This window comes from Microbacterium sp. 4R-513 (genome assembly GCF_011046485.1).
Classification (GTDB): Bacteria; Actinomycetota; Actinomycetes; order Actinomycetales; family Microbacteriaceae; genus Microbacterium.
In genome coordinates this window covers 1,372,564-1,398,119 of the sequence record NZ_CP049256.1, presented here as the reverse complement: position 1 = coordinate 1,398,119, position 25,556 = coordinate 1,372,564, and the positions used below count along the sequence as shown (strand labels likewise).

Genomic DNA, 25,556 nt, shown 5'->3' with positions numbered 1-25,556 from the left:
TACTGGCGCTCACCTACGCCGCGCCCGCGTCCGCCTCGGTTTCGATCCTCAGCATCGACGAATCGTTGCAGAGTGGCTACTTCGCAAGAGTGTTCGTCACATATGTCTGCGATCCCGGCGACAACCTGACTGTCACGGTGGGCGTCCAGCAGAAACATGCAGGAGGGGGATGCTCCAAGGGGGCCAGAGTGCACGGGCGAACCCGCCACTATCGGCATCGACGTGCGGGGGGCAGGACTGCCAACCTCCCAGCAGGTTTCCTTCAACAGCGGCCCTGCGACAATAACCGTCACGATGATCAGCTGGCACATCGATCCCGACGGCAACCCAGTGACGACAGGCTCTGACACCCTGACCGAGGAGCAACGGCTCGAACGCGATGGGCCACGCGCCCCGCACTCCGAACCCTAGCTCTGCAACCGCAACGTTGCACGGGCGATGGGTTTCGACGGTTAACGCCCTTCAGTGTGCGCTCAAGGACCGCGCTGCGGGCCGCGATATCGATCAGGTGGCCCCCTCAACGAGGACGCTTCATCTATTCGACAGGGATCTCGAGTCGATAGCCAATCTGATGCGGGCTACAGATCGTGCCGTTCCCTCCAACTGCATCCCAACGGACGGGCACTCGGGCCGGCGGAATGCGGACGCACCGCCATAGTCGCGACCGCTGCGTGCATGCGGCGCGGACCGATTCTGACAGTCGACGCAGAATCGCCCTTCTTCTTACTACTCAGGCCCCGTCCGCGTCCCATTTCGCTTCAGCGTCCGCACGCTGAGCCTGTCGCTCGTATCCACGTGCGACCGCCTTGAGGGCGCGGTGCACTCGGCGCCAGTCCTCACGCTCGTCCGCGCGGGCCCTAAATCGGTGGGCAAGTTCCCGCTCCTGATCCCCACCCTCGTAGATGCCCTTGGTCCAGGAGCCTCGAGCGCCCATCACTCCGCCGACGAAACCGTTCTCCATCTCGTGAGTGCCGACGATCTCGAGCACCTCGCACACCGCGACCGCGGGCCATCCCTCAGCAGCTTCGCTTGCACCGTATGCGAGCATAGCCCCCAGCATCTCGTCGCCCACCTTTGCCCGATCGCGCTCTGCCAGCAGAGAACGACACTCGATGACCCACTGCGTCAATTCCTCAGCGTCAGGGATCCAAGTTGTACCGTCCGTACCCGGTAGCTGCTTCCAATCGCGAAGCACACGCCATGCGAGAGCAGATGCTGCCGGATCTCTCGAGTCATCCTTCGGCTTGCTCGCCGGTCGCGTCGCAAGACAAACCAGCTCTACGAACTCTGCTGGGTTCGAACGGAGTACCCGATAGAGCGCGGCGGGGTAGTGCGTCGTTCGGTCAAGCAGTGGAGAGAAGAGAAACTCGTACCGCGCCATCACGCCGTCCGAGGCCCCCTTGTTGGCGAGGTAGTCGAGCGCGGTTCCAATCCTGTGCGATGCCCCCCTCATTTCCTCCGCCGAGTTGCCACTCAAGATCTCATCGAGTGCCGCGGTCGCATCGTCGGGCCCCATCACGACCGGGCCGCCCTTCTCCTCATGGATGAGGGCAAAGTCGAACAGCTGGAGTGCACTGACCGGGCGGTGACGGTCGAGCAGCTCTTTGAAGGCCCGAGACCGTTCCCCTTCACCGATCACCCATGGACTCACGTTGGACCAGTAGGCATCGACCAAGCTCTTTTCGATGCGCTCCAGCAGATCCCATGTCGCTGTGTTCGCTTCCATGGTTAGCGCCAATGCCAGGCGATCCGTCGGTGCTTCGTGCAGCTCGCGCAGTCTGGCCTCGATCCACGCCAATCCACCTTCAGTGAGCGATCGACGCGCGAAGTAGGACTGAGCGGCCTGTCGCCGGGCCTGCCTTTCACCGAGCAGCCAGTCGAGCGCCCAGCCATCAATCTCAGCGGTAGACAGCTCCACGAGCAGAGCGCCGATGATGTGGGGGTTGCCGACCTTGTCGATCAACCTTTCCAATTCATCGCGCCCTACCTGCACGATCTCAGCCACCGCGGCCCTTTGCATCGCGGGCACGTCGAGCGTCGCTGCCGAGTCGTCACCGTTAAGGCCCAACCGACCCCGGTCCCATCCGAACAAGGCAGCATATTCCGATGCCTTGCCGGGATCAGGCAGCGCCGCCAGTACGTGCCGCAGCTTGTCCAGCTTTTCGTTCGAGAGTGCCCAGTGAGCGTCGGCGAATTCCTCATGACGCAGGATCTCAGCGTTAAGCGCATCCCACAGCCTCCGCGCCGACAACGTTGACATATCCGTAGCTGCTGCCGCAGCGAGCATCGCGTCGGTCGCAATGTCGTAATCACGAGGGTGGAGATCGTCCAGCAAGGGAACGACATCAACCCAACGGTCTACGTCCGTCCCCGCCAAATCGACAATCATCTGAGTCACCTCACCGACAAAGGCTCCCCACTCTGCGACGGAGACGTCTTGCGTTTCCGGGCCCCAATCTCGATAAGTCGGGCTGCTTGGGCTCATCGAGAACGAGTTCGAGTTCGGCAGCAGCTGGAGCAGGAGACGCCAGCCAAGGTCGGGCCGCCGATCGACTAGTCGATGAAGCACCAACATCTTTGACGACATTCCGGCAGCCGTGTACTGGACCCACGGCAGGAGAAGGTTCTCGAGGCTTCGGAACGCGGTGTTACCGGAGTTTTCTCGCCCGTGGTCGTAATCGGTCAACCGAGCCAGGACGTTCATCGCGCTCGGGAAGTGTTCTCGTGAACGCGCGAGCACTTCAAGCGCCCATAGAAGGTAAACATGCGGCGAAGTCTGAGACAGCACATCCGTCTGCTCATCGGCGGGCGGAAAGAGGCTCTTGAGGCTTGGAGCCTCGTCTCCCAGGTCGTCCAACAGCGTATCCAAGAACAACTCGGGCGCGGCTTCCGCGAGAGTGGGTAGCACGTGTGCGATGCGCTTCCAGCCTTCGGTCCCGAGCCCCGAAGCCCGCGACAATATCCGACCGACTACACGCTCAGCCCAATCCACCCCCGCGCGGCCCGCGACCTCGCCTCCAATCAGTGCCATTAGCGCGACCCCTCCCGCGAGGCCCTCTTCGATCTCGCGCGAGTGAGGCCGCTTCTCCCCGCGCAACTGCGCGGCAAAACGTGCAGCCGCGTCCGGAATATCCAGCGGGTTGTGCTCGAACAATGCTCCTTCGACCACCTCCGCCCACCGCTCGAGGTCGGAGCTCGTCAGGGCAGGGAACAGAGAGAGCGACGCTTCGACCGGTGCTGCCACTCGCCAGGCATCTCCCGCGCGCACGAATACGGGATCATCACCGCTGGAGAGCGACACAATCACCGACTCAAGCTCGTCCCAGTTGGCACGAACCAAGCGTTCGAGCAAAGCACGGTCGCCGTCGTCCGCCGTCCATTGCACCGCAAGCGCTAGGCGCGAAGCAGCCGCTAGATCATCTCGGTGCGAATCGGGAACCGCGGACTGAGCCCGGGAGTCCAACGCCAGGGACCGGAAGAATGCCTTCGGACTTCTGCGGTAGAGCGCGGCCATCCTCTCCGCTTCGCGTGATGCAATACCCGATTCCTGGAGGACCCGTGACGTCTCGCTGCGCCCAGGGACCGCGACTTCGACGAGGTCGGCGCCGGGCTTGACGGCCATCCCTTTGTGCGCAAGAAGGATGACCGGGTGCCCCCCACTGGCAGCCAACGCGAGGGGCGGCTCCGGGAACGTCGGGATAAGAAGATGCGGCACATTGCTTTCTGAAAGCCGCGCCCAAGCCGCGGCGCTCTTCACGAGGATGGCCGACGGCCGATCCTCAAGGGCATGCAGCGCCACGTACGTGACAGCGAGAGCTTCCTCGATCGAACGACCCTGAACAGTGAGCATTCGTCGCGAGTCAGTCGAGCCAAGGAGTGCCGCGATACGCTCGCGCACGAACTCCTGACTTGTGGCGAATAGCTGCTCGGGCAACTCCACCCGCATCGACAGCCGGAACTCATCCCACCATCGTTCGATCGTCTGCACATCTCGCGGGTAGCGACCAAGAAGCTCCGAGAGCCAGATGTGAGCTGACGGGGTCTTCTGAAGCCATCCCTCAAGGTCATCGGCATCCAGCGCCGACACACTCGAGAACTCACCTTCCGCGGACTTGCCCTCAGCCCACGCAGTCTTGCCAGGCCAACGCCTCGTCGTCACGAACACAAAATTCGTCACGATGCGTTCATCCCTGGGCAGGGCGAGGCGATTCTTATAGTCGCTTTCTGCCTTACCCGCGGCATTCTGGTCAGTACCGAGTTCGAAGCGCAGCCGACCCGCAGGAAGGTAGCTGGCGTGCATGCCGTCAGACATCGCGAGTCCATCCCAGCCACGAAGCGCGACGCCGTCGCCAGCTCGCACGGAAAGCTGGGTGATGCCTGGTGTCGCATCGAGAAGGCGGCGCAGCATTTCGGGCGCCTTCTCCTGAGCGACTCTGCCGCCCCACGCATTCAGGTCGTTCGCTGTCACCCGCTCAGGCTCGACGTCGCGGACTCGAACGTTGGGCGTGATCTCTTCGCCCCGGGCCGCAGCAAAGGCATCGATGTCCTCGGCCCGAAACTTGATCCGGTTTGAGCCGGGGATGCTGGCTACCGGCAGTCGGCCATCCCTCGCCATGTTCCGCACCGTGTTCACGTGAAGCCCCAGTCGCTTCGCCGCTTCGCCGACTCCAATGAACTCGTCCATACCTACATTCTACACAAGAGGAGGTGGCGAATGTAGGTTTTGTAGAAGTGGATTGACATGGCAGATCGCGTGGGTGGATTGCCGCTCGCGGGCGATGCGGTGCAAGGGAATCCTCTTGCGTGCGCTTCGGCTCCATAGCGCTAGTGAGCCCCGTCGGCATCGGCGGCCGCCGGCCATCACAATGGGACCTCAGTGCCACATCTGAGGGAAGGACCCACATGGGCGACTACGACCTGAGCAGAATGGGCTGGCAGCAGTTCGAGCACATGCTGCAGGCCTTAGCGAAGGCAGAACTCGGCAACGGAGTGCGCCCGTTTGGCGCTGGTCGTGACGGTCAGCGGGACGCCACGTTCAATGGCAAGGTGAACTTCCCACGCGGTGCCGGCCTCAAGTGGAACGGCTACGGCGTCATCCAGATGAAGTACAAGCACAAAGTCGCGTCGACGACCGAGGGCTGGCAGTGGTTCCTCGAAGAAGCACGCAAAGAGGTGCGCGGCTGGCTCGCTAAGAAGCGTGTGGGCGACAGGACCCCGAAGTACCTGCTCTTCGCGACCAATGTCGTGCTCAGCGGTACGAAAAGCACCGGCGGCAGAGACCAGTTCGACCGCTACATGGAGTCAGCTGCTACTGAACTGGAGCTCGAAGGCTGGTACGTCTGGGACTACGACGAGATCCGCACGATGCTCGACCAGCACACCGCGATCCGCCAGCGGTACTTCGAGCTGATCGTCACTGGTGACTTTCTGCTCAAGCTCGACGAGTTCTTCTCCGCCGCAACTGCCTTGGAGATTCAGCATCTCGCAGGACACGCGGTGTCCGAACTCGTCAACCGCCAGTGGGTACGCACCGGCGATTCTGGCTACAACGACTCATCGAAAGTGCGCCTCGCCGACATCGCAATCGACCTTCCATGCGACGTTGAGTGGGCAGAAGGCGACCCGGCTGATCGTAATCGTACGATGACCGCGGAGAGCGTGATCCGGATTGGCGACGACAATCTGTCAAACGGCATCGGCGGTGGAGCGAGAGCTGCAGTGGTCGTTGGTGGCCCCGGTCAGGGCAAGAGCACCATCTCGCAGGTCATCGCGCACGGTTACCGAGTCGCGTTTCTCGCCGACACGGACGTGAGCCGCTACGGCGCGACCGCCGTTCGAGCTTACGAAGATCTCGCCGCGAGACTGAAGGAAGCCGGGATTCCCACCCCTGAGCGCCGCCGCTGGCCCTTCGTCGTAGAGCTCGCCAAAGCCGGGACCTCCATTGCGACCACGAAAGGACCGTTCTCGCTGCTCAGCTACATCGCCGGGTCGATCATCGTCGCTGGGCGCTCGGCCGAGCCTGCGGCGCTATTGGAGTGGATGCGAACCTGGCCGGTCTGTCTCGTGCTGGACGGCCTTGACGAAATCCCGAATGCTCGAGATCGCACGAGGCTCATGGATGCGGTCAGGACGCTGGTAAGCGACCTCAACGCTGCAGGCGTGGACCTGTTCGTCGTCGCAACCACGAGACCGCAGGGATACCGAGGAGAGTTCCGCGAAGCTATTCCCTGCACCCAACTGGACTTGCTGGAGTTCACGGAGGCGGAGGCTCTTAACTACTCTGACGCGCTCACTCGCCTGCGTTCCGCCGACGACCCTGACTTGGCCCAGCAGGTCTCTGAGCGCCTGATCGAGGCTGTCCACGAGCGGGTCACGCAAAGACTGATGACGACGCCGTTGCAGGTCACCATAATGACTGCGCTGGCAGAGGAAGCAGTTGACCTTCCGTCGGACAGGTTCGAGCTCTTCGATCGCTACTACCGGGTCATCTACGACCGAGAACTAGCGAAGAGCGAGGCGTTCTCGGAGCTGAAGTCCCTTCGTCCGCACGTCGATCATCTTCACGAACAGGCGGGCCTGAAGTTGCAAGCTAGGTCTGAGAAAGCCGGCAACTCCGACGCAGCGCTCACGAAGAACGAGATCGCCCGCATCCTCCGCCGTCGGCTCAACAAGACCGCAGGGTACGACGAGGGCGAGTCCGACTCGCTTGCAGATACCCTCATGAAGCTTTCCACCGAGCGGCTCGTGATGCTCGTTTCGCGGAAGGCACCCGGGTACCAGTTCGAAGTCCGCTCTCTTCAGGAGTACATGGCCGCTCGCGCGCTCACGGAGGGCGACGAACAAACCGTCCTCGACAATCTGCTCGCCCTCGTACCCTCCAGCCACTGGCGGAACACCTGGCTACTCGCGGCCGGTCGAGTGTTCAAACGACAAGAGCATGTGATCTACAAGCTCATCGACCTGGTCGCCACATACGACTCAAAGAGTGCGGATACCCCAATCGCCCTGATCGGTGCCGGCCTCGCGGGCGATCTCTACGTCGACAATTTGGCCATCGAGTTCCCTGGGGTTAGACGACGCCTGCTTGAGAGCGCAGTGTCCCAGTTCGCCGACACCACGTTGTCCGTGCCCCGCAGCCTCTCGGAACTATTGAACATGGCGCTAAGGCAGCCGACCAAAGAAGTCGCGATCGTGCTTGAAGCGCTACACGAGCTCAGTCGAGAAAATTCGTCATGTCTCGCGACGCTGGTACTGAGCGAGAACAAGAGCGGCATGAGCGACCTCGCGAAGCAGGCTCGCACGACTCTCACGGAGGGACGCACTTACGTCAAGCCAGCGCTGCGCAGCGGCCAGAGCGGCGTCGACGCTCTGGCAACCGAACTTGGGCAGGTCGTCGAGCAGATTCCCGAAGGCATCCTTCTCCTCGAGGCACTCAGGAGCGCCGACCCCCGGATGCTGGTGGAGTCCCAGCTCGTGGTCTCGGTAGATCTCTGGACCGCCCTCGAACGCGAGCCTGCGCGGCGCGCGCTGGCGAGGGCGGTGGGGCGGGCCGTCAAGAAGGACCCTGCCGCCGCAACTCTCGGACGGCTTCTCCTCAGGCACTATGCCTCAAGAGTCCCGCAGGGACAGCGGTTCCTCGCATAGGCATCAGAGGCCGACCGGCTCGCGGAGCCTCTCGCACGGATCCCCGATATCCCGGCCGACGTCCAATGCGAGTTACGAGTTCTGCGGCGCGCCGTGTCCATCAACTGACACGATGGGACCGTACGCGGCGCTTACCTGCACAGCAATGCCCGCGCCCGTCCGCTATTCGTGCGGTGCGGGTATGAGGATCCGTTCCGTACCCGTCAGCGACCCGCGGCACTGTCGTGACCGAGCCCGATATGCCGGCCGCGGGCGTCTGCCGCAGAGCATCGCGAGCCGCCGACAGGCGCCACCTACCGCGTCAGATCCCCGGTCGTCGGCTTCCCCGCCGGGGCGTAGCGCAGCGAGACGGCACCCGAGTCGCCCGTCACCGCGGGCGCGACGAGGCGCAGCGCAGTCGGCGCGACACCGTCGGGGAAGACCTTCTTGCCCTGGCCGAGCACGACCGGGTACACCCACAGCACGAGCTCGTCGAAAACCTGCGCGTCGATGAGCGTGTGGGCGAGGTCGACGCTGCCGATGACGTGGATCTCGCGGTGCCGGTCGCGCAGGGCGTCGACTTCGGCCAGCACGTCGTCGCCGAGCTGGGTCGTTCCCGCCCAGTCCGTCGAGAGTTCGTCGCGCGACGCGACGTACTTCGACACGGCGTTGAGCTTCTCGGCGATCGGATTGTCCTCGCCGTCACGGTAGTTCGGCCAGTACGCGGCGAAGATGTCGTACGTGCGCCGGCCGAGCAGCAGCGCGTCCATGTTCGAGATGCCCGCCATGATCTCGCGCCCGATGACCTCGTCGCGGAAGGGCGCCTGCCACCCGCCGAAGGGGAATCCGCCCGACGTGTCCTCGTCAGGACCGCCCGGCGCCTGCGCGACGCCGTCGAGGGTCGTGAAGAGGTCGATGAAGATCCGGCCGCGGCCGTTCGTCTCGTTCGTCATGGGTTCATCCTCGTCTCGGGTTCAGGCCGCCGCCAGGGCGTCGTCGATGTGGAAGGTGGCCGCGAACCGATCGAGCAGCGTGGCATCGCCGGCGACGACCGCGAGGACCTCCTGGTCGATCGCCTCGCCCGGCGTGAGCTCCCCCGAGATGAGACGACGGATGCCGGGGCCCGCCGCGAAGACGAGTCCGGTCTCTCCTCCCGGGGCCCTGCGCGCGAGCGGATCGACGGGCCGCCCCGCCGGTGCGACCTGGGTGACGTAGAGGTCGCCGCCCTCGACCTGGACGCGCAGCACGATGTCGCCGACATGCAGCTCGTAGATCGCGGGAGGGAGGGATGCCGCGGCATCCGTCCGGAAAGACGTCCGAAGCGCCATGGTCAGCGAGTCCGCCGTCACGACGTCGTCCGGACCGGGATCGCCCATCGCCCGGAAGCCCCAGCGACCGAGGGCCAGCACGATGGGCTCCAGCATCCGTCCGTAGTCGGTCAGCTCGTAGACGAGGCCGCAGTGCAGGAGCGGAACTCGGCGCACGACGCCGCTCTCCTGCAGCTCTTTGAGCCGCGTGGAGAGGATGTTCGTCGGGATCTTGGGCAGCCCCTGCTTCAGATCGGTGTAACGGCGAGGGCCGACGAGCAGATCGCGGACGATGAGCACGGCCCACCGCTCGCCGATCAGCTCGACGGCCGACGTCACTCCGCAGTACTGCCCGTAGCTGCGGGAGGCCACGACTACGCCCTGGCCTGCTCCGCCATGTAGGCCTCGGGTCCCTTGGCGGCCGCCTCCGGGTCCATCCACATGAACTGGATGCCGTTGCCGTCGGGGTCGATGAGGTCGCGGGCGTACATGAAGCCGTAGTCCTGCGGGTCGCCTGGGGCCGTGCCGCCGGCGGCGACGCCCGCCTCGATGATCTTGTCGACATCGTCGCGCGAGTCGCGGCTGATCGACAAGAGCACCTGCGAGTGCGTCCGCGGGTCGGCGATCTCCTTGTCGGTGAAGGTCGAGAAGTAGGCCTTCGTGAGCACCATGAAGTAGATGTCGTCGCTCCACACGATGCACGCCGCATTGTCGTCGGTGAAGTTGGGATTGAGATCGCAGCCGAGGGCCGTGTAGTACGCCTTCGCGCGGTCGAGGTCATCCGTCGGGAGGTTGACGAAGATGTTCGTGGGCATTTCCTGCTCCTTGCCGGTGGGCTTCCTTGCCGTCCACCCTCTGTTGGGTTGGTTCTCACCGCGGTTGGTGAGCTTGTCGAACCATAGTTGCAAAAAGCAAGTTCGCTTGTCAATAGCAAGTAAATCCGTGTTTCCTCCCTCGCACGGGGGATGTCGAGGCACCCGCTCCCCCGTAGCGTGGAGGGATGTCCGCTCCCCCGCCCACGGGACCGCTGCGCCGTCCGGCGCCCACTCCGCGCGACCACCGGAACGACCTCTGGCTGGCTGCCGGCCTGCTCCTCTGCGCCGTCCTCAGCGCCGCACTCGGCATCGTGGCCGGGGTCTACGGCACCGACACGGCGAAGGGGCTCGGCTCCGCGCTCCTCTACTCATTCGCACTGACGGCGCCCCTCGCGCTGCGCCGCCGCTACCCCGAGTTCGTCGCCGTCGCCGTCGCCGTCGTCTTCTTCGTCGGCGTGACCCTGCGGATCCCCGAGATCTACGTCGGCAACATCGCCGTCTTCATCGCCATGTACACGGTCGGCGCGTGGGTCGACGACCGCCGCCGTGCGATGTACGTGCGCATCGGCATCATCATCGGGATGTTCGTGTGGCTGCTGGTCACGACCTTCCAGTCGGCGACAGCGCCGACCGACGAGGGTCTCTCCCGCGAGGGGCTGTTCTCGCCCTTCGTCGCGTTCATGCTGATCCAGTTCCTCGTCAATGCCGCGTTCTTCGGCGGGGCGTACTACATGGGCGACCGGGCGTACGCCTCGGCGATCGAGCGCGCGACACTCCAGGAGCGCACGCACGAGCTCGAGCGCGAGCGCGAGGTGACCGCGGCGCAGGCCGTCGCGCTGGACCGCGTGCGCATCGCGCGCGAGCTGCACGACGTGGTCGCGCACCACGTCTCGGCGATGGGCGTGCAGGCCGGTGCGGCGCGCGCCGTCATGGACCGGGATCCAGACGCCGCGCGTGACGCGCTGCTCGGGGTCGAGGCATCCGCCCGCTCCGCCCTCACCGAGCTGCGGCAACTGCTCGAGACGCTGCGCACGTCGACGGCCGAAGCGCCGAGCGGCTCGATCCTGCGCCTCGACGGCCTCGACGAACTCGTCGCGCATGCCAACGCCAACGGCCTGCCGACGACCCTCACGATCGTCGGCGAGCCCCGGCCGCTCCCCGACCTCGTGCAGGTGAACGCCTACCGCGTCGCGCAGGAAGCGCTCACGAACGCCCGCCGGCATGCGGGGAAGGATGCCTCGGCCGACGTGCGCCTCCGCTATGGCGAGGACGCCATCGAGCTCGAGGTCACCGACACGGGACGCGGCTCGACCCCGCACCGCCCGGGCCTCGGCATCGTCGGCATGCGCGAGCGCGCCGCCGCCTCGGGCGGCTCCATCGAGATCGGGCCTCGCGAGCGCGGCGGATTCCTCGTGCGACTGCACGTGCCCCTGGCCGAGCGGGTGCGGTCGTGAGCGCCGGCTATCCCGTGCCGGCCATCCGTGTGCTGCTCGTCGACGATCACGCCGTCATGCGGGCCGGCTTCCGCATGATCCTCGAGGTGGCGGGCGACATCGTCGTCGTCGGCGAGGCGTCGACGGGGACCGAGGCGGTGGCCGCGGCATCCGCTCTGCAGCCGGATGTCGTCTGCATGGACGTGCAGATGCCCGACATGGACGGTCTCGAGGCGACGCGGCGCATCGTCGCCGACGAACGCATCGACACCGCCGTGGTCATCGTGACGACGTTCGACCGCGACGACTATCTCTTCGACGCGCTCGGCGCCGGTGCGAGCGGATTCCTGCTCAAGAACGCCGGCCCGGAAGAGCTCGTGAACGCCGTTCGGGTCGCCGCCGCCGGCGACGCTCTCCTCGCACCGGAGGTGACGCGCCGCGTGATCGCGCGGTTCGCGCAGTCCGCTCCGGTCGCCGCGGGGGTCGCCCGGTCGCCGCGCGAGCCCGACCCCGAGCGCATCACGGTCGACCTGACCGACCGCGAGGCCGAGGTGCTTCAGCTCGTCGCCCAGGCATTGAGCAACGCCGAGATCGCCGCCCACCTGCACATCGGCGAGGCGACGGTGAAGACGCACGTCTCGAACGTCCTCGCGAAGCTCGGGGCGCGGGACCGCGTCGCGGCGGTCGTGTACGCGCACCGCCACGGGCTCGCCTGACGGACGCGGGGGCGACGGATGCTCCGGCCGGGCCTTTCGTCGAAGCTCGGCAGAGCCCACCTCCGGCGGGGCAAGGCCATGGAGTGGGCCGTCAGGATCGGAACCTCCGACCGCCGAGGGGGCCGGATCTCCACCCCGAGGGGGAGGCCCCGGCGCCCGCTCATCCGTACCGTGAGTCGAGAGGGCGGCACACCGCCCGACGACGAGGAGGAGCCGATGCTGCAGCTGACCGGGATCACGAAGAGCTACGGAGGGAGGCTCGTGCTCGACGACGTCGCATTCGCCGTTCAGCCCGGACGCCTGACCGGCTTCGTCGGCGGGAACGGCGCGGGCAAGACGACGACGATGCGGATCGTCCTCGGCGTGCTTGCGAAGGACGGCGGGTCGGTGACCCTCGACGGCGTCGAGGTGACGACGGCCGACCGGCGCCGCTTCGGCTACATGCCCGAAGAGCGGGGGCTCTACCCGAAGATGAAGGTGCACGAGCACATCACCTACCTCGCGCGCCTGCACGGCTTTCCGAAGACGGATGCCGCGGCCCGCGCGCAGGCTCTGCTCGAGCAGCTCGGACTCGGCGAGCGACTGAACGACAACGTCGAGACGCTGTCGCTCGGCAATCAGCAGCGCGCCCAGATCGCGGGCGCCCTCGTGCACGACCCCGAGGTGCTCATCCTCGACGAGCCGTTCTCGGGACTCGACCCGCTCGCTGTCGACGTCGTCGCGGGAGTGCTGCAGGAGCGGGCGGCTGCCGGGGCATCCGTCCTCTTCTCGTCGCATCAGCTCGACGTCGTCGAGCGGCTCTGCGACGACCTCGTGATCATCGCGGGCGGAACGATCCGCGCGGCAGGGGCACGCGACGAGCTGCGGGCGCAGCACTCGAGCCGCCGCTTCGAGCTCGTGTCGGCGGGCGACGCCGGCTGGCTCCGGTCGGAGCCGGGCGTCGAGGTGCGGGACTTCGCCGGCGGGTACGCCGTGTTCGACGTCGACAGCGACGAGACGGCGCAGCGCGTGCTGCGCCGGGCGGTGGCGCAGGGGGATGTCGCGAGCTTCGCGCCGCAGCATCCGTCCCTCGCCCAGATCTTCAAGGAGGTCATCCAGTGAGCACCCCGACCACCCGCCCGTCCGCCGGCCTGAGCGCCGCGCAGGGCATCTGGCTCGTCGCCGAGCGCGAGATCGGCTCGAAGCTGCGCAGCAAGGCCTTCGTCATCTCGACCGCGATCCTCTTCATCGGCGCCCTCGCCCTGGTCATCTGGGGAGGCTTCGCGGCGGCGAACAACACCGGCACGCCCGTCGCCGTGACGCCCGACGCCCAGCAGTACGTCGCCGATGTGCAGGGCCTCGACGTCACCGACGTCGCCGACCGCTCCGCCGCCGAGGCCGCCGTCCGGAGCGGCGACGTGGATGCCGCCGTCGTGGGCGACGCGTCGTCGCCTCTCGGCTACGCCGTCGTCGCCGACTCCAGCGCCCCGACGCAGCTGCTTCTCCAGCTCGCCGAGCTGCCGCCCGTCCAGCTGCTCGACCCCGAGCAGGGCAATGCTGCGCTCGGCTACATCGCTGCGATCGGCTTCGGCATCGTGTTCCTCCTCGCCGCGTCGCTCTTCGGCGGCACGATCGCGCAGAGCGTCGTCGAAGAGAAGCAGACGCGCGTCGTCGAGCTGCTCATCTCGGCCATCCCGGTGCGCGTCCTCCTCGCGGGCAAGGTCATCGGGAACACGATCCTCGCAATGGCGCAGATCCTCGTGCTCGCCGCGATCGCCGTCGTCGGGCTGACGATCACGGGGCAGACCGCGCTCCTGCAGGGACTCGGCGGCCCGATCGCGTGGTTCGCGGTGTTCTTCCTCTTCGGCTTCATCCTGCTCGCGTCGCTCTTTGCGGCGGCAGCCTCGATGGTGTCGCGTCAGGAGGACATCGGCTCGACCACGACGCCGCTCACGATGCTCATCATGGCGCCGTACTTCCTCGTGATCTTCTTCAACGACAACCCGACCGTGCTCGCGATCATGTCGTACGTGCCGTTCTCGGCGCCCGTCGGCATGCCCATGCGCCTCTTCCTCGGACAGGCGCAGTGGTGGGAGCCGCTGCTCTCGCTCGCGATCCTCATCGCGACCTGCGTGGGCGCGATCCTCGTGGGCGCGCGGATCTACGAGAACTCCCTGCTCCGGATGGGCGGACGGGTCTCGCTCAAAGAGGCGCTCGCCCGCTGACGGGTCAGGGTGCCGCGTCGCCGGCGTCCGAGCCGCGGGTGCCGTCGCCGCCGTTGTACCGACGGCGGTCGGCGGCCCGGCCACGACGTCCGAGGAGGGCGTCGGCGGCGCGCACGAGGCCCAGGTGCGAGAGCGCCTGCGGAGTGTTGCCGACGTGCCGCCGGCCCTCCACGTCGTACTCCTCCGAGAGCAGGCCGACGTCGTTCGTGAGGTCGATGAGCCGGTCCATGAGCTCGGCGGCGTCGTCGCGCCTGCCGCTCGTCGCGTACTGCTCGACGAGCCAGAACGAGCAGGCGAGGAACGGATGCTCGCCACCCGGGATGCCGTCGACCCCCGTCGTCGTGCGGTAGCGGTGGAGCAGGCCGTCGTGCATGAGGTCGCGCTCCATCGCGGCGACGGTGCGCAGCATCCGGGGGTCGTCGGGCCTGCAGAAGCCGACCTCGGGAAGGAGCAGGAGCGACGCATCGACCTCGGTCGAGCCGTACGCCTGCACGAAGTGGCCCACGCTCTCGTCATAGCCGTGCCGGTCGATCTCGGCCTTCATGCGATCCCGGAGGCGCTCCCAGCGCTCCGGGTGTCCATCGAGGCCCGCCTCGCGCACGGCCCGAACGCCCCGGTCGAACGCGGCCCAGATCATGACGCGGGAGTGGGTGAAGTGCCGTGGCTCCCCGCGGATCTCCCAGATGCCGTTGTCGGGGCGATCGAGGTTGGCCTCGACGAACTTCAGCAGCGAACGCTGCAGCGGCCAGGAGAAGCGCGTCTCGTCGACGCCGGCCATCCGGGCGGCCTCGAGGGCCACCATGACCTCGCCGATGACGTCGGCCTGGTACTGGTCGACGGCGCCGTTGCCCGTGCGGACGGGCGCCGCGCCGTCGTACCCCGGAAGGCTCTCGATCACGTGCTCCGCGAGGTCGCGCTCCCCCGCCACCCCGTACATGATCTGCACGTCGGCCGGGTCCCCCGCGACGGCGCGGACGAGCCAGTTGCGCCACTCCTCGGCCGCCCGCAGGAATCCGTGGTCGAGGAGCACCTCGAGCGTGAGCGAGGCATCCCGCAGCCAGACGTAGCGGTAGTCCCAGTTGCGGACGCCACCGAAGTCCTCGGGCAGCGACGTCGACGCCGCCGCCACGATGCCGCCCGTCGGCGCATACGTCAGAGCACGCAGCACGAGGAGGGATCGGATCACGGCCTCGCGGTGCGGACCGTCGTAGTCGATGCGGCCCGCCCACTCCGCCCACCACGCGCTCGTCCGGGCGATCGCCTCGTCGACGTCGATGGGGCGCGGCACCGGGTGGTGCGAGCGGAACCACGTGAGCTGCAGGTCGACCGTCTCGCCGGCGGCGACGTCGAAGCGCGCGGTGTGCGAGTGATTCGAGGGATGCAGCCGCGGCCCGCGCACGACGATGGCGTCGGGTCCCGCGGTCGCGACGAGAGCCGGCTCGGCGGCGGTGCCGACCTGTCGCACCCACGGGAGCGCCCGCGCGTAGCCGAAACGGATGCGCAGCTCCTCCGAGAACGAGACGGAGCCGGAGATGCCCCGCACGCGGCGGACGACGTCGGCGCGGTGACCTCCGTAGGGCATGAGGTCGACGACCTCGGCGACGCCCGAGGAGGTCTCCCAGCGCGTGACGAGCGAGAAGCAGTCGCCGTCGTACGAGCGGGTCGCCCGTGCCGTCTTGTCGTGCGGGCGCACCTGCCAGCGGCCATGGTCGTCGGTGCCGAGAAGCGCTCCGAACATCGAGGCCGAGTCGTAGCGCGGGAGGCACAGCCAGTCGATCGACCCCTCGCGGGAGACGAGCGCCGCGGAGTGGCAGTCGCTCAGCAGCGCATAGTCCTCGATCGGCATCGCCATCGTCCGATTCTCCCAGCGCAAGCCCCCCGAAGGCCGATTCTCAGAGGGTTACAGTGACGCCATGAACGCGTCCCAGACGAGCGACCCGGTGGAATCGATCGACACGACCCTGTGCATCCTCGGGGCCTCGGGCGATCTGACGTCCCGACTTCTCCTCCCCGCACTCGCGCAGCTGCTGACCGAGGAGCCCCACCGCAAGGTGCGTCTCATCGGAGCGGGCATGGACGACTGGGACGACGAGAGGTGGCGCGGCATCGTCGAGAAGGCGTTCGCCTCGGCCAAGGCCGATGGGGAGACGGTCAAGGACGTGCGGGAGCACACCACCTATCGCCGCACGGACATCACGGACTCGGAGGACTTCGCCGGCCTGCTGAAGGAGTGCGAGGGGCGCATCGCGCTGTACTTCGCCGTTCCGCCCGCGATCGCCGAGAAGGGGTGCCGGGCCCTCGAGAAGGTCGACCTCCCGGACGGGCTCATCCTGGCGCTCGAGAAGCCGTTCGGAAGCGATGAGGCGACCGCTCGGCGGCTGAACGAGCAGCTGACGACGCTGGTCCCCGAGGAGCAGGTGTACCGGATCGACCACTTCATGGGCCGGTCGACCGTGCTCAACGTGCTCGGCCTGCGCTTCGCCAACCGGGTGTTCGAGCCGGTCTGGTCGAACGACCACATCGAGAACGTCACCGTCCGCTACGACGAGACGCTCGGGCTCGAAGGGCGCGCGGGTTACTACGACACCGCGGGCGCGATGATCGACATGATCCAGAGCCACCTGCTGCAGGTGCTGGCGGTCGTCGCGATGGACCCGCCGGCGACCCTCGACGCCGTAGACTTCCGCGACGCGAAGGCGGCGGCGCTGCGCGCCACGAAGGTGTGGGAAGGGGATGCCGCGGCCCACTCGCGACGCGCGCGCTACACCGCCGGCTCGATCGGCGAGCGGCAGCTGCCGGACTACGTCGACGAGCCGGGTGTGGACCCCTCCCATGAGACCGAGACGCTCGCCGAGGTGACCTTCGAGGTCGACACCTCGCGGTGGGCCGGCGTCCCGTTCACCCTCCGGTCGGGCAAGGGTCTCGGCGCCAAGGTCAGCGAGATCGTGATGCGCTTCAAGGACGTCTCGCACCTGCCGACCGGGTTCGAGGGATCGACCGCGCCCTCGGTTCTCCGCCTCTCGCTCGGACCCGACCGGATGTCGCTCGAGCTGAACCTCAACGGCCCCGGCGACCCGTTCCACCTCGACCGCGCCGCCCTGGAGTCGGAGTTCGGCGAAGGCGAGCGCCGGGCGTACAGCGAAGTTCTCGAGGGAATCCTCGACGGCGACCCGACGCTGTCGGTCCGCGGCGACACCGCCGAGCAGTGCTGGCGCATCGTTCAGCCCGTCCTCGACGCCTGGCGGAGCGGCGCCGTTCCCCTCGAGGAGTACCCCGCGGGCTCGGCAGGACCCGAGGACTGGCCGGCGTTGGGAACCGGGAGCTTCGAAGCGCCGTTGGTGCCCGCCGCCGACCCTGAGGCCGCCGCTCAGTCCTGATCCCGGCTCAGCCCTGACCGCGGCTCAGTCCTGATCCCGGCTCACCCCGGCGCGCTCGCTGAGCTCTGCGCGCTCGCCGAGCCCGGACCCGGCGGATTGTCGTCGGGATGGAAGGCCGTGAAGAGCGAGTAGGTGTCGCCGTCCGGATCGGGACCGCGGTCCTTGAACTCGTTGACGAGGTCCATGAGGCGCTGCTGGAGCTCCTCCTTGTGCTCCTCGTTGAGCTTGAGGCCGAGCCATGTCGTGTCGAGGTCCCCGTCCGCGAGGCCTTCGATCTGCTGGAGGAAGGTCTCGACGAGCGTGTAGGAGCCGCCGGGCATCGACGTGCGCCACGACAGGCCCGTGGCCCGGTAGGGCACCTCGCGGGAGCCCTGGGCGCCGGCGCGCTCGGGCTCGGCGGCGAGGTAGCCCGTGTTCACGAGCGTGCGCACGTGGTGCAGCATCGTGCCGGGGTTGACGTGCAGAAGGTCGGCGAGCTCCTTGTTGGTGCGCGACTCGAAGGCGCACAGGCGCAGGATGCGCAGGCGCAGCGGAGAGCTCAGCGCGCGCATGCGCGCCTCCGCCTCGGGATCCCCCGGGCGGAGTTCGATGCGGTCTTCGGCAGCGCCCACGGTCCGACTCTAGCGACTGATCGATGTTTCCCGATCAGTCGCGGGGGCGCTTCATCCGCCCATCATCTGCGCCATCATCTCGCCGACGGCGATCACGTTGCCCGCCGGGTCGCGGAACCACGCGATGTCGGGGCCCCCCTCAAACCCCCGCGAGATCCCCTTCTCGTCGGTGCCGTAGTCGGGGTCGGTGTAGATCTTCGTCACGACGCCGCGTGAGTTGAGATCGTCGACCGCGGCATCGACGTCGTCGACGCTGAAGTTCAGGATCGTGAACACGGCGGGCTCGTGGTCGGGCTTCGGATAGACGAAGACCGCGCCGCCTTGCGGAAGGGCGATCGTGAAGCCGCCGCCCATCTCCTCGTAGACGGTGAGGTCGAGTCCGAGCGTGTCGCGATAGAACGCGACGGCGGCGTCCAGGTCAGGGACGGCGAAGCTCGAGAACGGTCGATTCGGTGTGAACATGGCATCTCCCCATCGGTCGGGCCCCCGTCTCACGATCCTCCAGACCGGGGCGCGTGTCCAGAGGGCCAGCCGCCCGTGCGGTCCACCGATTGACAACCCTCAATCGGTGGCGCACACTGATTGACATGTCCCAATCACCCGAGGGAGTCGACGCCGACGTCGAGCCCCAGGTTCTCGCCGAGGCGCGGGCCGAGGCATCCTTCCCCACCTCGCGCGGATCTGCCGACGACGCCGTCGAAGCCGACCAGGACCTCGCCCCGCGCGGCGCCGCCGCTGTCGCGCCCAAGGGGTCGCTGTGGCGGGACAGCAACTTCCTCACGATGTGGAGCGGGCAGGCTCTCAGCCAGTTCGGCGCGCAGATCACCGAGCTCGCGATCCCCGTGCTCGCTGTGCTGCTGCTGCACGCGACCGAGTGGGAGGTGGGCGTCCTGACGGCCGCCAACGTCGCGGCCTTCCTCGTCGTGGGACTGCCGGCGGGCGCCTGGATCGACCGCATGCGCAAGCGTCACGTCATGATCTGGGCCGACCTCGTCCGGGCCGTCGCGCTCGGGATGCTGCCGCTCCTCGCCTTCCTGGGCGTGCTGCAGATGTGGCACGTCTACGTCGTCGCGCTCATCATGGGCGTCGCGACAGTGTTCTTCGACGTGTCGAACCAGAGCATCATCCCGTCGCTCGTGCGCCGCGACCAGATCGCCGAGGCGAACGGCAAGCTGCAGTCCACGGAGCAGCTCGCCGGAATGGCCGGCCCCGCCTTCGGCGGGTGGCTCGTCGGGGTCATCGCGGCGCCCTTCGCGATCCTCATCACCGTCGGCACGTACCTCGCGTCGTTCGTCGCGCTGCTGTTCACGAAGGACCACGAGGTCCTCCGCCGGGCGCACGAGCATGAGCCGCTCGTCAAGGAGATCGGCGAAGGCCTCAAGTGGGTGTTCGGCAACCCGCTCCTGCGCCGGATCGTCGGCACGACCGGCATGGCCAACTTCTTCGGCATGGCCTCGACGACGCTGCTGCCGATCTTCGCGCTCCGCGAGCTCGGCATCAGCCCCGCCGCGTTCGGCCTCGTCTTCACGCTCGCCTCCGTCGGCGGGCTGCTCGGCGCCATCGCGACGCCGCACATCGTCAAGCGCATCGGCGAGGCCCGCGCCATCCCCGTCTCCTCGCTCCTCTTCGGCTTCGCGCCGCTCCTCGTGCCGCTCGTCGCCCTGTTCCCGACGCTCGCGCTGCCGATGCTCGTCGTCGCCTTCTTCATCGGCAGCTTCACGGTGCTGCTGTACAACATCACCCAGGTGACCTTCCGCCAGCGGATCACCCCGACGCGCCTCCTCGGCCGTATGAACGCCTCGATCCGCTTCGTCGTGTGGGGTGTCATGCCGATCGGCGCGCTGCTGTTCGGTGCCCTCGGCGAGTGGATCGGCGTCGTGCCGACGCTGTGGATCGGCGGGATCGGCGAGATTTTCGCGACCCTCTTCGTCGTGACCGGCCCCTTCTGGCGCATGGGCGAACTGCCCGATGCCGACGACGAGGACCGGGCCGCGACCGAGGCGTCTCACGAGGCACAGGGCAGGCCGACTGAGGCGTGACCGCGGGTCGACGGGCGGCGCACCCTCCTGACGCCGCCCGTTCGGCTCGTGGCGCGGACTGCGCCATTCCGCCCCGCCGGGTGCGCGGTCGTGCCTAAGGTTGACCATGACCGCGAGCATCCTGTCGATCGGCACAGCCGTACCCCCCGCTCGCGTCTCGCAGGAGGCGGCGCGCGATGTCTTCCAGTCGCAGCCCGGTCTGAGCCGCGTCGCACAGCGCCTCATCCACGCCGCCTTCGACGCGTCGGCGATCGAGCACCGCAACACCGTGCTCGCCGACCTCGTGGCCGTCGCGTCGGGCGTGCCCGCGGTCGTCGAGAGCGGGATGCCGCTGGCCGGCGAGGACGGCACGATCCGCGCACCCTCGACCGGCGTGCGCAACGACGCCTACATCCGGCTCGCGCCGCCCCTGTTCGCCGAGGCATCCGCCCGCGCGCTGGCCGGCGCCGGAGTCGCGCCCGAGGCGGTCACGCACGTCGTGACGGTATCGTGCACCGGCATGTTCGCGCCGGGCCCTGACTTCCGGCTGGTGAAAGACCTGGGCCTCTCGGCTGCGGTCGAGCGGTACCACATCGGCTTCATGGGCTGCGCGGCGGCGCTGCCGGGCCTGCGCGCGGCATCCCGCATCTGCGATTCCCAGCCCGACGCCGTCGTGCTCGTCGCGGCCGCCGAGCTGTGCACCCTGCACATCCGCTCCTCGGAGGATCCGCAGCAGATCGTCGCGGCATCCGTCTTCGCCGACGGAGCGGCGGCAGCCGTCGTGTCGGCCCGCTCATTCGGCGACGGACCGAGACTCCAGCTCGAGCGCTTCGGGACCGTGCTGACGAGCGAGGGCGAGTCCGAGATGGTGTGGACCATCGGCGACGAGGGCTTCGACATGGTCCTCACCGCCGAGGTGCCGCGGATCATCGGCCGCGAGATCCGCGGCGCCGTCGGCTCGTTCCTCGGTGACGTGGAGCCCGATGTGTGGGCCGTGCACCCGGGCGGGCGGAGCGTGCTCGACCGCGTCGAGTCGGGGCTCGCCCTCGACCCCGAGGCGCTCGCCGCGTCGCGCGACGTGCTGCGCCGGCAGGGGAACATGTCGAGCGCGACGATCCTGTTCATCCTGCGCGACCTGCTCGGCGACGACGACCTCGGCGACGCGCAGATCGCCGCCCTCGCCTTCGGCCCGGGTCTGACGGTCGAGTCGGCGCTCCTGCGCAGGACCACGGCGTGACGCTCCGAGCCCGCGACACCGTCGTCGTCGAGCTCATGGACGACCCCGACTGCGACCCCGCGCGCCTCGCCGCCACCTTGCGCCGCTTCGACGTCGTCAACCGCCTCTGGAGCGGATGGAGCCGGCTGTACCGATCGAGACTCGGGCCCTTCCTCGGCTCGCTCGATCGGCCCGCGCGCGTGCTCGATCTCGGGTCGGGCGGAGGCGACCTCGTGGCGCGCCTCTCCCGGCTCGCCGAGCGGGACGGCCTCGACGTTCGATGGATCGGCGCCGACCCCGACCCGCGGGCGCTCGACGTCGCGCGCGAGCGCGCCTCTTCGCGCATCGAGTTCCGGGCGACGGATGCCTCGTCCCTTGGCGCCGCGGGCGAGCGGTTCGACGCCGTGCTGTCGAACAACGTGCTCCACCACCTCGGCGCCGACGAGCTCGCCGCATTCGCGGCCGACTCGCGGGCGCTGAGCGACGGCATCGTGCTGCACTCCGACATCCGCCGCAGCCGCGCCGCGTACGGGCTCTACGCCATCGCCGTCACGCCGTTCGCGCCGGGCACGTTCCTGCGCACAGACGGACTCCGGTCGATCCGCCGGAGCTACCACGCCGACGAGCTCGCAGGTTCGCTCGGCGCGCCGTGGCGGGTGACGGATGCCTCGCCCTTCCGCATCGTCGCGGAGGCCCGGGCCGGGGGTGGGGCGGCGTCCGATGGCGAGGTGCGGGTCGAGGGCGCGTCGGCCGACGCCGTCGCGCGGAGCAAGGCCGCGTCCGATGCACAGGCGCGGGGCGAGGGCCGGGCGGCGTCCGACGCTGACGCGCGGGTCGGGGGCCCGGCGGCGTCCGATGCCAAGGCACTGCCCGAGGGCGCGGCCGCGTCGACTGCGCAGGCGCGTGCCGATGGCTGAGCGGGGCGGCGGGCCTCAGGTCATCGTCGTCGGCGCGGGGCCGGTCGGCACGCTCCTCGCCGCCGAGCTCGCCCGCCGCGACGTCGAGGTGGCGCTGCTCGAGCAGCGCACCGTGCCGGGCGAGGGGTCGCGGGCAATTGGCGTGCATTCTCCGGTGCTGGCCGCGCTCGAGGCATCCGGGATCACCGAGCGGCTCCTCGCCTCGGCGGTGCGCGTGACGCGCGGCGAGGCGCGGTCAGACGGGCGGACGCTCGGCGTCGTGCGGTTCGATCGGCTGAACCGGCGCTTCCCGTTCGTCGCGGCGCTGCCGCAGGCAGCCACCGAGCAGGCGCTGGCCGCCGGCGCGCCGCCCGCCCGCCGCGGTACGGCAGTCAAGCACCTCCTGCCCGAGGCGCGCCGGGTGCGCGTGCAGGTCGACGACGGCGAGCTGTCAGCGCCGCTCGTCGTGGTCGCGGGCGGATGGCGTGCGCGCCCGCTGGTGTACCGGCGGGGCGCGCTGGGCGTGCGCGCGTACGCCGACCGGTACCTCATGACGGATGTCGCGGCCCCCGCCGAGGCCGACCTGGCCGTCATCGACATCGACCGCTCCGGCGTGCTCGAGTCGTTCCCGCTTCCGGGTGGGAGGCGCCGGTTCGTCGCGTGGGATCCCGCGCCGCGAGAAGTGTCGAGCGAAGCGCGCCGGGATCGGCTGCGGCGAGCGCTCGACCAGCGCGGGCAGGACGCGGCGCTCGTCACGACCGCGACCCCCTTCGAGGTCCGCCGCGTCGTGGCCCCCGCACTTCGGCGCGATCGCCTCTTCGTCATCGGCGACACGGCCCACGAGGTGAGCCCCATCGGCGGGCAGGGCATGAACCTCGGACTGCTGGATGCCGCGACCCTCGCGCCGCTCCTCGCCGCCTGGGCCCACTCCGGCACGGCCCCCGACGCCGAGCTCGCACGCTGGGAGAGGCGCCGCATCGCCTCCGCGCGCACGGCCGCCGCGATCGCGACGCTCAACACCTCGCTGGGCCGCGGGCTCGGGCCCGCCGCCCACGCCGTGCGCGGCGCCGGGCTGCGCGTGGCGCTCCTGCCGCCCGGCGCCCGCCTCCTCGCCCACGCCTACTCGATGGGCTTCGACCGCGACGCCTGAGCGCCGCCCGCCCCGCCCCCCTTTCCAGGGCGGCGAAAGCGTACGATCTCGCCGAAACCACACGTTATGCCCGCACATTTCGGGTGCTTTCGACGAGAACGTACGTACTTGCCGCCGGCCGGTCTCGCCGCCGGCGGCCGGCCGGGCCTCAAGCCGCGACCGCGCCGCCCGTCGCGACGAGCTGCGCGGCGAGGAGGAGCGCCGCGAGCATGACGAGGCGGAACAGCAGCCTCGTCGGGGGCCGGACGAGAGCCAGCACGGCGGTCGCGACCGCGACGAGCACCACGGCGGCGAAGAACGCCCAGCCGATCGGCGCGACGGCGCCGAGGTCGGCGCCCGACGACCCGACGAGCACCGCGACCGCGCCCACGACGATGCCGGCCGCCGCGACGACGGCCGAGGCGCGGGCTCCGAGCCGGTGAGGCAGGCCGCGGACCCCGGTGCGCCGGTCGTCGTCGAGGTCGGGAAGGACGTTCGTCAGATGCACGGCCGCGCCGAGCGCGGCGCCCGCGATCCACCCCCCACGGCGCGGCCACTCCGGGGTCTGGCGCGGCCAGCGTCGCGAGGGACGGGAAGATCCCGAAGCTCACGAGGAACGGGACGATCGAGAACGGCGTCGACTTCAGAGCGGCGTTGTACGACCACGCCGAGGCGAGGAAGACGGCGTGGGCCGCCAGCATCCCGAACCCGAGGGGAGCCGAGAGCACGAGTGCGAGCGCCACGGTCGTGATCGCGGCCGCCCAGGCGGCGCGCTCGCTGACGTCGCCCCGCGCGATCGGCTTGTCGGTGCGCCCGACGGCGCGGTCGCGGGGAGCGTCGACGGCGTCGTTCGAGAGGCCGATCGAGAGCTGGCCGAAGAAGACGGCGATGGTCAGGAGCACGAGCCGCCACGGGTCGAGCCCCACGGCTATCCCGAGCGCGAGGGCGAGACCCGTGACGACGAGCGTGGGTCCCGGATGCGTCGAACCCCAGAGCGCGCGGACGATCCTCACGATGCGGCGACCCGGCGGCCGCGGACGATGCCGATGATCGCGGTCACGAGCTGCGCGAGATAGGCGATGCCGGTCACCTCGGCGGCGCCGATGAAGATCGCCTGCGACACCTCGTACGAAGCGCCGGTCCAGGTCGTGAACGCGGAGTCGAGGTGCCCGCTGTCGCCGGAGTCGGGGGCCGTGAGCGCGCCGACGACGAGTCCCGCCCACAGCACGAAGCTCGAGATGTCGTACAGCAGCCGCGTAGAGCGCCGGCGGCGGCCCTCGGTGTCGAAGAGCGTCAGCAGCGGCGGCACGAGCAGGATCAGGATGACGAAGATCCCGTAGACGATCCCCACGAGGGCGAGCCACCCGAGCTCAGCGCCGACGAGGCTGCGGCCGAGGAAGAAGAACACGGGCAGCAGCACCGCCGCCACCCACTGGGCGACGAAGACGAAACGGCCGGAGCCTGCCATCCGCATGATCCGACCGTAGCCCACCCGCTCCCGCTGGCCGGGACGTGCGGGAATGGTTCCGGGATTCATGCTGTTGCATAGATCCGGGCCGAAGGCGTCCCCGCAGAACCGCTCAACCCAAGGAGACGCCCATGTCCACTCTCATCGACCGCACCGCCGAGACGGACGCCCCGATCCTCGACATCCTCGCCGAGCGCTGGAGCACCCGCATCTTCGACCGCGACGCCGTCATCGACGAGGCCGCCCTCGCGAGCGCCCTCGAGGCCGCGCGCTGGACCCCCACCGCCGCCAACACCCAGGCGTGGCGCGTCATCGTCGCCCGCCGCGGTTCGCAGTCGCACGCGAAGGTGCTCGCGTCGCTCGCAGGCTTCAACAGCGCGTGGGCCGGCGACGCCGCGGCTCTCGTGGTCTTCATCGCCGAGACGGAGCGCGACGGCAAGCCGATGCGCTGGGCCGAGTACGACGCCGGCCAGGTCGCCGCCCACTTCACGGTCCAGGCGCACGCCGCGGGCCTCTCGACGCACCAGATGGGCGGCTTCGACCACGCGGCGATCGCGGCCGGCTTCGGTCTCGCCGAGGGCTTCGTGCCGGTGACCGTCATGGCCGTCGGCGAGCTCGGCGACATCCGCACCGCCTCCGACGAGCTGCAGGCGCGCGAGAACGCCCCCCGCGTGCGCCGTCCTGTCGCCGAGTCGGTGCTCGTGAACGACTGACGCAAACCACGAAGAACGGATGCCCCGTCC

Annotated in this window: 20 protein-coding genes and 1 pseudogene; 11 read left to right on the top strand and 10 right to left on the bottom strand. The window is 68.8% G+C overall.

Annotated elements, in window-relative coordinates:
- Positions 1-730 precede the first annotated feature (730 nt).
- Positions 731-4,684, bottom strand: a complete 3,954-nt coding sequence (locus G5T42_RS06080; RefSeq protein ID WP_165126818.1) for a helix-turn-helix domain-containing protein — start codon at positions 4,682-4,684, stop codon at positions 731-733.
- Positions 4,685-4,902: 218 nt separating this feature from the next.
- Between G5T42_RS06080 and G5T42_RS06075 the strand changes: the two genes are divergently transcribed.
- Positions 4,903-7,644, top strand: coding sequence for a hypothetical protein (locus G5T42_RS06075; protein ID WP_165126816.1), 2,742 nt, complete (start codon positions 4,903-4,905; stop codon positions 7,642-7,644).
- Positions 7,645-7,937: 293 nt separating this feature from the next.
- On the opposite strand, the gene G5T42_RS06070 is transcribed toward G5T42_RS06075, so the two are convergent.
- From G5T42_RS06070 to G5T42_RS06060, 3 genes are read right to left on the bottom strand one after another with little or no spacing between them, the layout of a single operon-like run.
- Entirely contained in the window at positions 7,938-8,576 is a 639-nt protein-coding gene (locus tag G5T42_RS06070; protein ID WP_165126814.1) for a dihydrofolate reductase family protein, read from the bottom strand.
- 21 nt (positions 8,577-8,597) lie between these two features.
- Positions 8,598-9,302, bottom strand: a complete 705-nt coding sequence (locus G5T42_RS06065; RefSeq protein WP_165126812.1) for a helix-turn-helix domain-containing protein — start codon at positions 9,300-9,302, stop codon at positions 8,598-8,600.
- Positions 9,303-9,304: 2 nt separating this feature from the next.
- Complete coding sequence (locus G5T42_RS06060; protein WP_165126810.1) at positions 9,305-9,745, bottom strand: glyoxalase; 441 nt, start codon at positions 9,743-9,745, stop codon at positions 9,305-9,307.
- A gap of 185 nt (positions 9,746-9,930) precedes the next feature.
- On the opposite strand from G5T42_RS06060, the gene G5T42_RS06055 reads away from it, so the two are divergent.
- From G5T42_RS06055 to G5T42_RS06040, 4 genes are all read left to right on the top strand, one after another.
- Positions 9,931-11,199 (top strand): sensor histidine kinase, encoded by a 1,269-nt coding sequence (locus tag G5T42_RS06055; RefSeq protein WP_165126808.1) that lies wholly within the window; start codon positions 9,931-9,933, stop codon positions 11,197-11,199.
- Complete coding sequence (locus G5T42_RS06050; protein WP_277601773.1) at positions 11,196-11,894, top strand: response regulator transcription factor; 699 nt, start codon at positions 11,196-11,198, stop codon at positions 11,892-11,894. The genes G5T42_RS06055 and G5T42_RS06050 overlap by 4 nt, the downstream gene beginning before the upstream one ends.
- A 216-nt stretch (positions 11,895-12,110) precedes the next feature.
- Entirely contained in the window at positions 12,111-12,995 is an 885-nt protein-coding gene (locus G5T42_RS06045; RefSeq protein ID WP_165126806.1) for an ATP-binding cassette domain-containing protein, read from the top strand.
- Positions 12,992-14,098, top strand: coding sequence for an ABC transporter permease (locus G5T42_RS06040; RefSeq protein WP_165126804.1), 1,107 nt, complete (start codon positions 12,992-12,994; stop codon positions 14,096-14,098). The genes G5T42_RS06045 and G5T42_RS06040 overlap by 4 nt, the downstream gene beginning before the upstream one ends.
- A gap of 4 nt (positions 14,099-14,102) precedes the next feature.
- Here G5T42_RS06040 and G5T42_RS06035 read toward each other — a convergent pair whose 3' ends face one another.
- Positions 14,103-15,971, bottom strand: coding sequence for a glycoside hydrolase family 15 protein (locus G5T42_RS06035; protein ID WP_277601772.1), 1,869 nt, complete (start codon positions 15,969-15,971; stop codon positions 14,103-14,105).
- A 40-nt stretch (positions 15,972-16,011) separates the two neighbouring features.
- Here G5T42_RS06035 and G5T42_RS06030 point away from each other — a divergent pair, with 40 nt between their 5' ends.
- The gene (locus tag G5T42_RS06030; RefSeq protein ID WP_165126800.1) at positions 16,012-17,475 is read left to right on the top strand and encodes a glucose-6-phosphate dehydrogenase; all 1,464 of its coding nucleotides are present in this window, start codon (positions 16,012-16,014) and stop codon (positions 17,473-17,475) included.
- 41 nt (positions 17,476-17,516) lie between these two features.
- Here the strand turns inward: G5T42_RS06030 and G5T42_RS06025 are convergent, their stop codons facing one another.
- Together G5T42_RS06025 and G5T42_RS06020 are read right to left on the bottom strand one after the other, a co-directional pair.
- Positions 17,517-18,086 carry a winged helix-turn-helix domain-containing protein gene (locus G5T42_RS06025; protein WP_241245977.1) on the bottom strand — a complete coding sequence of 190 codons (570 nt, stop codon included), beginning with the start codon at positions 18,084-18,086 and terminating at the stop codon, positions 17,517-17,519.
- Between the two features lie 51 nt (positions 18,087-18,137).
- Entirely contained in the window at positions 18,138-18,548 is a 411-nt protein-coding gene (locus G5T42_RS06020; protein WP_165126798.1) for a VOC family protein, read from the bottom strand.
- Positions 18,549-18,673: 125 nt separating this feature from the next.
- On the opposite strand from G5T42_RS06020, the gene G5T42_RS06015 reads away from it, so the two are divergent.
- The 4 genes from G5T42_RS06015 (at position 18,674) to G5T42_RS06000 (ending at position 23,366) form a co-directional block, all read left to right on the top strand.
- Positions 18,674-20,125: an MFS transporter gene (locus G5T42_RS06015; protein WP_165126796.1), complete on the top strand. Its 1,452-nt coding sequence runs from the start codon at positions 18,674-18,676 to the stop codon at positions 20,123-20,125.
- A gap of 106 nt (positions 20,126-20,231) precedes the next feature.
- Positions 20,232-21,341: a type III polyketide synthase gene (locus G5T42_RS06010; RefSeq protein ID WP_165126794.1), complete on the top strand. Its 1,110-nt coding sequence runs from the start codon at positions 20,232-20,234 to the stop codon at positions 21,339-21,341.
- The gene (locus tag G5T42_RS06005) at positions 21,338-22,237 is read left to right on the top strand and encodes a methyltransferase domain-containing protein (RefSeq protein WP_165126792.1); all 900 of its coding nucleotides are present in this window, start codon (positions 21,338-21,340) and stop codon (positions 22,235-22,237) included. The genes G5T42_RS06010 and G5T42_RS06005 overlap by 4 nt, the downstream gene beginning before the upstream one ends.
- The gene (locus G5T42_RS06000) at positions 22,230-23,366 is read left to right on the top strand and encodes an NAD(P)/FAD-dependent oxidoreductase (protein ID WP_165126790.1); all 1,137 of its coding nucleotides are present in this window, start codon (positions 22,230-22,232) and stop codon (positions 23,364-23,366) included. Before G5T42_RS06005 ends, G5T42_RS06000 begins: the two co-directional genes overlap by 8 nt.
- Positions 23,367-23,514: 148 nt before the next feature.
- Here G5T42_RS06000 and G5T42_RS17610 read toward each other — a convergent pair whose 3' ends face one another.
- From G5T42_RS17610 to G5T42_RS05990, 3 genes and pseudogenes are all read right to left on the bottom strand, one after another.
- The gene (locus G5T42_RS17610) at positions 23,515-23,853 is read right to left on the bottom strand and encodes a hypothetical protein (RefSeq protein WP_241246095.1); all 339 of its coding nucleotides are present in this window, start codon (positions 23,851-23,853) and stop codon (positions 23,515-23,517) included.
- 121 nt (positions 23,854-23,974) lie between these two features.
- A pseudogene (locus G5T42_RS17605) lies at positions 23,975-24,247 on the bottom strand (UbiA family prenyltransferase); the annotation flags it as partial.
- A gap of 107 nt (positions 24,248-24,354) precedes the next feature.
- Positions 24,355-24,819 carry a hypothetical protein gene (locus tag G5T42_RS05990; protein WP_165126788.1) on the bottom strand — a complete coding sequence of 155 codons (465 nt, stop codon included), beginning with the start codon at positions 24,817-24,819 and terminating at the stop codon, positions 24,355-24,357.
- A gap of 125 nt (positions 24,820-24,944) precedes the next feature.
- Here G5T42_RS05990 and G5T42_RS05985 point away from each other — a divergent pair, with 125 nt between their 5' ends.
- On the top strand, positions 24,945-25,526 hold the full coding sequence (locus G5T42_RS05985) for a nitroreductase family protein (RefSeq protein WP_165126786.1): 582 nt from the start codon (positions 24,945-24,947) through the stop codon (positions 25,524-25,526).
- Positions 25,527-25,556: the final 30 nt, after the last annotated feature.